Here is a 10190-nt window from a genome sequence, read left to right as displayed (position 1 = left end):
CGCGGCGTGCACGGCAAGTGTGCCGCGCCCGGCCTTGCGCCCGGGCGGGTTGGCGCGCGGCGCAAGCTCGCCCTGCTGCGGCGCGGCCGGCGTTCTGCGGGAGGGGGCGCCGGAGCGCTGCTGATCGGTTTTTTTCGTTTTGCGAGTCATTGACAATCTTCTTTGCGTGCTTATAATGCGCGTCTTCTTGCCCAGATGGCGGAATTGGTAGACGCACTAGTTTCAGGTACTAGCGCCGCGAGGCGTGGAGGTTCGAGTCCTCTTCTGGGCACCAGTTTCACGGGAAAGCCGCTCTTCGGAGCGGCTTTTTTGTTTTTGCGCCGTGTTGACGCGGACAAATGCGGCGCCCTTCAGCGGCGCGCTGGAGGACGCGCGGTGCAGGCTGCATGCGCAGGTCGCGACTTGCGTCCTTGCGGCGGCTCCCACGATGACCTGCGCACAATCGCCGCACGGCGCGGGATCCACGGACACTGCTGCGGGCCGTCCGCAGGAACGATCCGAGTCGCGAGCGGGCGTCGAGTGGGAACACATGCTGGGCGGGATCGAGGTGCCGGCATCGCGAGTCAAAGGCAGCCCCTTCGCTCGGCGACGGAAGGATGCGCCCGATGATGCAAAAAAAACCTTTGCGGAAGTTAAGGCTTTTGCTATTATGCGCCTCCCTGCCCAGATGGCGGAATTGGTAGACGCACTAGTTTCAGGTACTAGCGCTGCGAGGCGTGGAGGTTCGAGTCCTCTTCTGGGCACCAGTTTCACAGGAAAGCCGCTCTTCGGAGCGGCTTTTTTGCGTTTGTGCCATCGTCGCGCGAAGGAAGGTGCGCCATGCGGGCCGGACACGAGGATCGCGACTTGCGTCGCCCCTATGAAAAACGGCGCGGAATTCGCGAACGCTGCGGATGGCGCAACATTCGCGGACGGCGCGGGTTGGCCCCGTGCAGGAACGACTCGAGTCGCGATCGAGCGTCGTGCTGGAATCGCGCGGGGGGTGCATTGACCCCCGGCGGGCGCGGCGGCCGCGGAGTGCGGCCGCACAGGGTGCTGCGGATGCTCAGGCGCCAAAGGGATGGCGGCGGAGGATGGTTTCGTCGCGCTCGGGACCGGTCGAAATGACGTCGATCGGGATCTCGCAGATCTCCTCGATGCGGTGCAGGTAGGTGCGCGCCTCCTGCGGCAGGGCGTCCCAGCTCTGCGCGCCAAACGTGGTGCCGCTCCAGCCTTTCAGGGTCTCGTAGATCGGCTCGCAGCGCGTGACCTCCTCCGAACCCATCGGCAGCAGGTCGATGCGCCTGCCGTCGAGCATGTAGCCGGTACACAGCTTGAGCTCTTCGAGACCGTCGAGCACGTCGAGCTTGGTGATGCACAGGCCGGTCACGCCGTTGATGATGATCGAGCGCTTGAGCGCGGCGAGATCGAGCCAGCCGCAGCGGCGCTTGCGGCCGGTGACGGTGCCGAACTCGCGGCCCTTGGTCGACATCTGCTCGCCGGGCACGCCCTTGGTCTCGATGTCGAGTTCGGTCGGGAAGGGCCCGCCGCCGACGCGGGTGCAATAGGCCTTCGTGATGCCGAGCACGTAATGCAGGCGGCCGGGGCCGACGCCCGAGCCCGCCGCGGCCTGCCCGGCCACGCAGTTGCTCGAGGTGACGAAGGGGTAGGTGCCGTGGTCGATGTCGAGCAGGGTGCCCTGCGCGCCTTCGAACAGCAGCGAGCCGCCCGACTTGTTGATCGCGTAGAGCTCGGCCGAGACATCGGCGACCATCGGCAGCAGCTCGTCGGCGTCGGCCATGGCCTGGTCGAACACGGTCTGGAAATCGACCGGCTCGGCGCCGAGGTGTCGGGTGAGCACGAAGTTGTGGTACTCGAGGTTGGCCTTCAGCTTGGCGGCGAAGCGCTCGCGGTCGAAGAGGTCGTACACGCGCAGCGCACGGCGGGCGACCTTGTCCTCGTAGGTGGGGCCGATGCCCTTGCCGGTGGTGCCGATCTTGTCGCCGGCGGACTTGGCGGCCTCGCGCGCACGATCGAGCGCGGCGTGGTAACCGAGGATCAGCGGACAGCCCGGGCTCACGCGCAGGCGGTCGCGCACCTTGATGCCGCCGGCTTCCAGCGTGCGGATCTCGGACAACAGGTGGTGCGCATCGAGCACCACACCGTTGCCGATGAAGCAGGCCACGCCTTCGCGGACGATGCCCGAGGGCACCAGGTTCAGCTTGTATTCGGTCTTGCCGACGACCAGCGTGTGACCGGCGTTGTGGCCACCCTGGAACCGCACCACGCCCTTGGCGTGGTCGGTGAGCCAGTCGACGATCTTGCCCTTGCCTTCATCACCCCACTGGGTGCCGACGACGACGACGTTTTTTGCCATTTCCTTACTCTCCCTGTAACGGCACGACCGCCCAGCGATCGCCCCGCTTCACCAGTTGCCGGTCGCAGCCGGCTTCGTTCCAAGTTCCTTCGTGTCCCGGCAGCGCCACCATCACGATCTCGCCACGTGCGCGCAGCGCGGAGACCTCGGAGGTCAGCCCCGCGTCGTCGTCCGGCGGCGCCAGCACCGCGCCCGCCGGCGCCGCCGGGGTGGGCAGGTGCCAGGCGAGTTCGCGCAGGTCGAGGCTGAAGCCGGTGGCCGGCCGTGCGCGCCCGAACGCCTGGCCGACGCGGTCGTAGCGGCCGCCGAGGGCGAGCGCGGCGGGCGATTCGGCGCCGTAGGCGGCGAACACGATGCCGCTGTGATAGTGGTAGCCGCGCAGGTCGGCGAGATCGAAGCTCACCGGGAGGTCGCCCAGCGCGTCGGCGAGTTGGCGCAGTTCGGCAAGCGGGCCGGCGATCTCGGCATCCTGCGGCAGTCGTGCGGCGGCCTCTGCGAGCACCTCGGGGCCGCCGTAGAGTTCGGGCAGTGCCAGCAGCGCGCTGCGCGCCGGCTCGGAGACGTCGGCGAGCATGCGGCGCAGCTCGGGCACGTCCTTCGCCTGCAACAGGTCGAAGAGCTCTTCCTCGCGGCCCGGCACCAGCCCTGCGCGCGCGGCGAGCGCATGGAAGAGTCCGACATGGCCGATGTCGATGCGCGAGGCAGGCACTTCGGCGAGGCGCAGCACCTCGGCGAGCAGGCGCAGGATCTCGACGTCGGCCTCGATGCCGGCATGGCCGTAGAGCTCAGCGCCGAGCTGCAGCGGCTCGCGCGTGCCGGTGAGCGTGGACGGCAGGGTGTGCAGCACGCTGCCGCAATAACACAAGCGCGACACGCCGCGGCGGTTGAGAAGGTGGGCGTCGATGCGGGTGACCTGCGGAGTCATGTCGGCACGCACGCCCATGCTGCGGCCGGAGAGCTGGTCGACCAGCTTGAAGGTGCGCAGCTCGAGGTCCTTGCCGGCGCCGGTGGTGAGCGAGTCGAGGTATTCGAGCAGCGGCGGCATCACGAGCTGATAGCCGCGCAGCCGGAAGGCGTCGAGCAGGCGGCGGCGCAGGCTCTCCAGCCGGTGGGCGTCGGACGGCAGGGCGTCCTGGATGTGGTCGGGCAGTACCCAGCGCATGGCGATGTCAGAGAACGATGAAAAGCATTGCGAGCCCCGCCAGCATGGAACTCAGACCGATGAAGCGGATCTGGCCGTCGGCCATGCTGGCGAGGCGAAGGAAGGTCTCGCGCCATGCGGCGGGCGCGATGAAGGGCAACAGGCCTTCGACGATCAGCATCAGCGCGAAGGCCGTGAGGAGCGAGCTTGCCATGAAGACGTCAGTTGCGCGGCGCGCCTCCGGCATCCTTCATGAAACGGAAGAAATCCGAGCTCGGATCGACCACCAGCACGTCGTCCTTGCCCGAGAAACTCGCGCGGTAGGCCTCGAGGCTGCGGTAGAAGGAGTAGAACTCGCGGTCCTTGCCGAAGGCTTCGGCGTAGATGGCGGTAGCCTTCGCGTCGCCCGCACCCTTGACCTCCTGCGCACTGCGGTAAGCCTCGGCGATGATCACCTCGCGCTGACGGTCGGCGTCGGCGCGGATGCGTTCGGCCTCCGCGGCACCCAGCGAGCGCAACTCGTTGGCGACGCGCTTGCGCTCGGCCTCCATGCGACGATAGACCGACTCCGAGACCTCGTTGGGCAGGTCGACCCGCTTCAGGCGCACATCGACGATCTGCACGCCGATGGTGCGGGCGTCGCGGTCCGCGCGCTCGCGCATCTGCTCCATGATGCGGTCGCGCTCGCCGGAGACGACGTCGTGCACGGTACGGCGGCCGAACTCCTCGCGCAGACCGGCGTTGACCGTCTGCGTCAGGCGGGTGCGCGCACGCGCCTCGTCGCCGGCCACCGACTCGTAGTACAGGCGCGGGTCGACGATGCGCCACTTGACGAAGTGGTCGACCAGCACGTTCTTCTTCTCGGAGGTGATGAAACGCTCGGGTTCGGGCGTGTCCATCGTCAGGATGCGCTTGTCGAAGTAGCGCACGTTCTGGATGAAAGGCAGCTTGGCGTTGAGGCCGGGCTCGGAGATGACCTCCTTGACCTCGCCGAGCTGGAAGACGATCGCATACTGGCGCTGGTCGACGGTGAACAGCGACATCGAGGCGATCACGACGAGCAGCAGCAGCGTGCCGCCGATCAGGGACATCTTGTCACGCATCAACGTACTCCCCGCTCACGACTGAACATTCCATCCCGGTTGCGCGGATCGAAGGACGGCACTGGAGCGTTGGCCGCGAGGCCCGCGGCCGACTGCGAGTCGGGAGGCGCCGCCGCGGCGGGCTTGGCGCCCGTCTGCTGCATCAGCTTGTCGAGCGGCAGCATCAGCAGGTTGCCGTTGCCCTTCGCGTCGACCATCACCTTGGAGGTGCTGGACATGACCTGCTGCATGGTGTCGAGATACAGGCGCTCGCGGGTGACCTCCGGTGCGCGGTTGTATTCTGCGAACACCTGGCTGAAGCGGCTCGCCTCGCCCTCGGCATTGGCGACCACGCGCTCGCGGTAGGCGTTGGCTTCCTCGACCAGGCGCGAAGCGGTACCGCGGGCCCGCGGCACGACGTCGTTGGCGTAGGCCTCGCCCTCGTTCTTCTGGCGCTCGCGGTCCTGCCCGGCCTTGACCGCGTCGTCGAACGCAGCCTGGACCTGCTCGGGCGGCTGGGCGTTCTGCATGGTGACGCGGCTGACCTGGATGCCGGTCTCGTAGCGGTCGAGGATGCGCTGCATGAGCTCGTGCGCGGTGGTCGCGATCTCCTCGCGGCCCTCGTAAAGCACGAAGTCCATGCGGCTCTTGCCGACGATTTCGCGCATCGCGGTCTCCGCGGCCTGCGCCACGGCCTCGTCGGGGAAACGGTTGTTGAAGATGTAGTTCTCCGGGCTGTTGAGGACGTACTGAACGGCGAACTGGATATTGATGATGTTCTCGTCGTCGGTGAGCATCAGCGATTCGCGCAGCACCTTGTTGCGCTCGGAACCGCGATAGCCCACCTCGACCGTGCGCACGCCCGTGAGGTCGACGATCTCGTGGGTCTCGAAGGGTGCGGGCAGGCGCCAGCGCAGGCCGGGCTCGGTGGTGGCGACGTACTCGCCGAGGCGCAGCACCACGGCGCGCTGGTTGGCGTCCACCGTGTACAGGCCGCTCGCCAGCCAGACCACCAGCACCAGCGCCGCAAGGACGCCGAAGCCGCCACGGAACTGCTTGAAGGAGAAGCCGGGGAGCTCGGGGCGGTTGCCGCCACCATTGCCGCCGCCGAAGCCGCCGCCACGCCCGGGGCGTTTGCCGCCGAACATGCCGGAAAGGCGCTGGTTGAAGTCGCGCCAGACCTCCTCGAGGTCGGGCGGCCCCTGGTTGCCACCGCGATTGCGATCGCCGCGCTGGTCGTCGTTGCGGTTGTCGTCGCCGCGATTGCCGTCTTCGCGGTCGCCGCCGCCTTGGCCACCCCAGCGTGGGTCGTTCAGTGACATGAGAATGCCTGTTATCACGTTTCTTGTCGTCGCTCGTCATCCCGACCGGCGGGCCGGTCGGCGTTGTCACCAAAGGTCTGCCGAGCTACTTCGGCAAGCGCGTCGCGAAGCAGATCGAGGCCTTCCCCGGTTCGGGCGCTCAAAAAAATGCGCCTGATGGTACCACAGTCCCCCCTCTCGACCGCCGCAGCGGCGCGGGTGAGGTCGATCTTGTTCCACACCAGGATCTGCGGCACGTCGGCCGCGCCGATCTCGGCGAGAACCTGGTTCACCGCCCCGATCTGCGCATCGCGGTCCTCGCTCGCCGAGTCGACGACGTGCAACAGCAGGTCGGCCTGCGCCGTTTCCTCGAGAGTGGCCTGGAAGGCCGCCACGAGGGCGTGCGGAAGGTCGCGGATGAAGCCGACGGTGTCCGACAGCACAACGCTCGCACCTGCCCCCTCGCCGCCGACGTACAACCTGCGCGAGGTGGTGTCGAGGGTGGCGAAGAGCTGGTCCGCCGCGTAGGCGCCCGCCTTGGTCAGCGCGTTGAACAGCGTCGACTTGCCCGCATTGGTGTAACCGACGAGAGAGACAGACAGAACGTCGCGGCGTTCCCGAGCGCGCCGACGAACCTTGCGCTGCTTCTCGATCTGGGCGAGCCGGGATTTGAGCATCTTGACCCGGTTGCCGAGCAGGCGGCGGTCCGTCTCGAGCTGCTTCTCGCCCGGGCCGCGCAGGCCGATGCCGCCCTTCTGGCGCTCGAGGTGGGTCCAGCCGCGCACGAGGCGGGTCGCCAGGTGCTCGAGCTGGGCGAGTTCGACCTGCAGCTTGCCTTCGTGGCTGCGCGCGCGCTGCGCGAAGATGTCGAGGATCAGCGCGGTGCGGTCGATGACCATGCACTGCAGTTCGCGCTCGAGGTTGCGCTGCTGCCCGGGCGACAAGGCATGGTTGAAGATGACGATGTCGGCGCCGTAGGCGCGCAGCGCCTCGCCGATCTCCTGCACCTTGCCGCTGCCGGCGAAGAGCTTGGAGTCGGGCGCGGCGCGGCGGCCTTGCACGACCGCTTCGACGCTCGCGCCGGCGCTGAGGACGAGCAGCTTCAGCTCGGACAGGCGCTCGTCGATCGCGCCCTGCCCGAGGTCGAGCTGCACGAGGACCGCACGCTCACCGGAGGCGGGACGTTCAAACACGACGCGCGCCTCCCGCAGCCGGCAGACGCCGGCCGCGCCGGGTGGACCGCGGCCTCAGTTGGCACCCTCTTCCTGCTGGATGACGACCGGGCGGGCGGGCACGACGGTGGAGATCGCGTGCTTGTAGACCATCTGGGTGACGGTGTTCTTGAGCAGCACGACGTATTGGTCGAAGGACTCGATCTGGCCCTGCAGCTTGATGCCGTTGACCAGGTAGATCGACACGGGAATGTGTTCGCGACGAAGGGTGTTCAGGAAGGGGTCCTGGAGGAGTTGCCCTTTGTTGCTCATTGTGGAACCTCTTTATATTGTGTTTATAAGAATATTGCAGACACGTTGTGCACTGCCGCATGGCAGTATGCAACGAAATCCAGGCGTGGAAACGGGTTCTTTCGCGAAAAATGCTCAGGTCCGCGTCGCGTAAGGATTGTGCGTGGTGCGGAACTGGATGCGCAAGGGCGTGCCCTTGAGGTCGAAGGCATCCATGAAACAGCGCTCCAGGTAGCGCACATACGACTGCGGGATGTCGTCCAGCGCGTTGCCGTGGATGACGATCACCGGAGGGTTCATGCCGCCCTGGTGGGCGTAGCGCATCTTCGGGCGCGCCAGCCCGTGGCGCGGTGGCGCCTGGCGCGCGACCGCCTGCTGCAGCGCACGCGTCAGCCGCGGCGTGGCGAGGTTGGCGGTGGCCGCGGCATAGGCGGCATCCACCGACTTCAGCAGCCCTGCGATGCCCTCGGCCTTGAGCGCGGAGATCTGGTGGAAGCGCGCGAACGAGAGGAAGGCCAGCTTGCGCGCGATGTCGGCCCTGAGACGATCGCGGCGGTAGTCGTCGACCGCATCCCACTTGTTGATCGCCACCACCAGCGCGCGCCCGGCCTCGAGCGCGAAGCCGGCGATGTGGGCGTCCTGGTCGGAGATGTCCTGCGCGGCATCGAGCACCAGCACGACGACGTTGCACTCCTGCACGGCCTGCAGGGTCTTGATGACGGAGAACTTCTCCACCGCCTCGAAGACCTTGCCGCGGCGGCGCAGGCCGGCGGTGTCGATCAGGGTGTAGCGCTTGCCACCGCGCTCGAAGGGGATCGCGATGGCGTCGCGGGTGGTACCCGGCATGTCGAAGGCGATGACGCGCTCTTCGCCGAGCAGGGTGTTCACCAAGGTGGATTTGCCGACGTTGGGACGACCGACGATGGCGACCTTGGGGCCCTCGTCGTCGGAGTGCTCCTTCTCGTCGTCGGCCGGGAAGGGCGCGAGCACGAGCTCGACCAACTGCTTGACGCCGTCGCCGTGCGCCGCCGAGACCGGCAGCGGATCGCCGAGGCCGAGCGCATGGAAGTCGGCGGCGACCATCGCGCGGTCGATACCCTCGGCCTTGTTGACGACCACATGCACCGGCCGCCCGGCACGGCGCAGGCGCGCGGCGATGTTCTCGTCGTGCGGGGTGCGCCCGGCGCGGCCGTCGACCAGGAACAGCAGCACGTCGGCCTCGGCGATGGCCTGCTCGGCCTGGCGCGCCATCTCGTGCATGATGCCGTCCTTGGCCACGGGGTCGAAGCCGGCGGTATCGACGACCAGATAGTCGCGGTCGCCGACGCGGCCGATGCCGTAGTGGCGGTCGCGGGTGAGGCCGGGCTGGTCGGCGACGAGCGCGTCGCGGGTGCGCGTCAGGCGGTTGAACAGGGTCGACTTGCCGACATTGGGCCGGCCGACCAGAACGATGGTGGGTTTCACTGGCTACCGTACCTCAGCGTACTTCGTACGCGGTGATGTCGCCGCCGGCGCCCTGCACCACGAAACCGCGGCGCAGCGGGACCGGATCGGCCACGATCGGATCACTGCCGGCGCGCTCGCGCGCGGCGAAGGCGCCGGTCTCGCGCGAGAGCGCATGCACATAGCCCTCGAGGTCGCCGACGATCACGTAGTCGCCGACGATCAGAGGACGGGAGACGTGGCGGCGCGCGAGCGCGTCCTGCTTCCACACGCTGGCGCCGCTGCCGGCGTCGAGCGCATGGACCGCATCGCGGTCGTCGGTGATGAGCGCGAAGCGCGCGTCGCGGTCCATGCCGACGCTGCTGGAGAACTCGCGCGACCAGATCGCGTTGCCGTTCGAGGTGTCGAAGCAGGCGGCGCGGCCCTGATAGGCGACCGCGCAGACCTCGCGACGCCCGACCACCGGCATGCCGGCCACGTCGGCGACGCGTTCGAGTTCGGTCGCTCCGCGCGGCACGGCGACGTTGAGCTCGGTGATCGCGCCGCCATTGGCAGCGTTGATCACGGCGAGCTTGCCGCCAGGGAAGCCGGCGAGCACGACCGGGCCTTCGAGGACCACGCCGGCGAAGCTGCGCAGCGCGAGCGGCGGGTTGTTGCGCTGGTACACCCAGCGCCGGCTGCCGTCGCGCGCGCTGAGCGCGATCAGGCGGTTGTCGGAGGCGCGCACGATCACCAGCTCGAGGCTGACCGCGGGCGGCGCCAGCACCTCGGCGCCGATCGGCGCGCGCCAGCGCTCGCTGCCGTTGTCGGTGTCGAGGGCGATCACCGTGCCGTCGGTGGCGACCACCACCGCGAGGCGGCCATCGGTGCCGACCCCGGAGGAGAGTTCGCTGCCGGTATCGATCCGCCACACCGTGCGGCCGTCCTCGAAGCGCGCGACCTCGCCCTCGTTGCCGGCGGCGTACACGCTGTCGCTCCACACCGCGGGCTGGAAGCGGTAGTGTTCGGCCTCGCCGATGTTCGCCTGCCATTTGGCCACGAGCTGCGCGCCGGGCTTGAAGTCGACCAGCGGCGCGGGCTTGGGTGCGGAGCTGGCGAAGGGGTTGAGCGAGGAGCAGCCCGCGGCGAGCAGCGCGGCGACGAGCAGCGGGACGAGACGCAGCGAGGGGGTTTTCATCGCTCAGGCTCCGAGGGATTCGAGTTTGACGCGGACGACTTCGCGCAACGTGACCGCATCGTCACCGACGGCGGCGAGCGCGTCGATCGCGGCCTGGTAGGCGGCGCGCGCCTCCGCGACCTTGCCTTGGGCGGCGAGCACGTCGCCGCGCAGGTCGTCGAAGCGCGCCTTGTAGGCGGCCGAGGGCGCGGCCTGCAGGCGGGCGAGCGCGGCGTCGAGTTCGCCCG

The 10190-nt window shown here is 68.4% G+C and carries 10 protein-coding genes and 2 tRNA genes; 2 read left to right on the top strand and 10 right to left on the bottom strand.

Annotated features, from left to right (window positions below; genetic code table 11):
• The first annotated feature begins 189 nt into the window (after positions 1–189).
• Positions 190–274 (top strand) — tRNA-Leu (locus C665_RS15945).
• Between the two features lie 387 nt (positions 275–661).
• Positions 662–746, top strand: a tRNA-Leu gene (locus C665_RS15940).
• Positions 747–1045: 299 nt separating this feature from the next.
• Here C665_RS15940 and C665_RS15935 read toward each other — a convergent pair.
• The 10 genes from C665_RS15935 to C665_RS15890 form a co-directional block, all read right to left on the bottom strand.
• The gene (locus tag C665_RS15935) at positions 1046–2356 is read right to left on the bottom strand and encodes an adenylosuccinate synthase (protein WP_004322299.1); all 1311 of its coding nucleotides are present in this window, start codon (positions 2354–2356) and stop codon (positions 1046–1048) included.
• A gap of 4 nt (positions 2357–2360) precedes the next feature.
• Positions 2361–3518 carry an ATP phosphoribosyltransferase regulatory subunit gene (locus tag C665_RS15930; RefSeq protein WP_004322297.1) on the bottom strand — a complete coding sequence of 386 codons (1158 nt, stop codon included), beginning with the start codon at positions 3516–3518 and terminating at the stop codon, positions 2361–2363.
• A gap of 7 nt (positions 3519–3525) precedes the next feature.
• Positions 3526–3711, bottom strand: a complete 186-nt coding sequence (locus C665_RS15925; protein ID WP_012585932.1) for a DUF2065 domain-containing protein — start codon at positions 3709–3711, stop codon at positions 3526–3528.
• Positions 3712–3718: 7 nt separating this feature from the next.
• The gene (hflC, locus tag C665_RS15920; protein ID WP_004322293.1) at positions 3719–4600 is read right to left on the bottom strand and encodes a protease modulator HflC; all 882 of its coding nucleotides are present in this window, start codon (positions 4598–4600) and stop codon (positions 3719–3721) included.
• Entirely contained in the window at positions 4600–5901 is a 1302-nt protein-coding gene (gene hflK, locus C665_RS15915) for an FtsH protease activity modulator HflK (RefSeq protein WP_004322291.1), read from the bottom strand. Before hflK ends, hflC begins: the two co-directional genes overlap by 1 nt.
• A 14-nt stretch (positions 5902–5915) precedes the next feature.
• On the bottom strand, positions 5916–7073 hold the full coding sequence (hflX, locus tag C665_RS15910; protein ID WP_004322289.1) for a ribosome rescue GTPase HflX: 1158 nt from the start codon (positions 7071–7073) through the stop codon (positions 5916–5918).
• A 54-nt stretch (positions 7074–7127) separates the two neighbouring features.
• The gene (gene hfq / locus C665_RS15905; RefSeq protein WP_004322287.1) at positions 7128–7364 is read right to left on the bottom strand and encodes an RNA chaperone Hfq; all 237 of its coding nucleotides are present in this window, start codon (positions 7362–7364) and stop codon (positions 7128–7130) included.
• 114 nt (positions 7365–7478) lie between these two features.
• Positions 7479–8807 (bottom strand): ribosome biogenesis GTPase Der, encoded by a 1329-nt coding sequence (der, locus tag C665_RS15900; protein ID WP_004322285.1) that lies wholly within the window; start codon positions 8805–8807, stop codon positions 7479–7481.
• A 13-nt stretch (positions 8808–8820) separates the two neighbouring features.
• Positions 8821–9963: an outer membrane protein assembly factor BamB gene (gene bamB / locus C665_RS15895; protein ID WP_004322283.1), complete on the bottom strand. Its 1143-nt coding sequence runs from the start codon at positions 9961–9963 to the stop codon at positions 8821–8823.
• 3 nt (positions 9964–9966) lie between these two features.
• The coding region (locus C665_RS15890) for a tetratricopeptide repeat protein (RefSeq protein WP_004322280.1) at positions 9967–10190 on the bottom strand (224 nt) is incomplete at its 5' end.

Origin of the sequence: Thauera aminoaromatica S2, assembly GCF_000310185.1 — a bacterium.
Classification (GTDB): domain Bacteria; phylum Pseudomonadota; class Gammaproteobacteria; order Burkholderiales; family Rhodocyclaceae; genus Thauera; species Thauera aminoaromatica.
The sequence above is the reverse complement of the archived record's forward strand: the minus strand, read 5'-3'. Positions and strand labels throughout refer to the sequence as shown.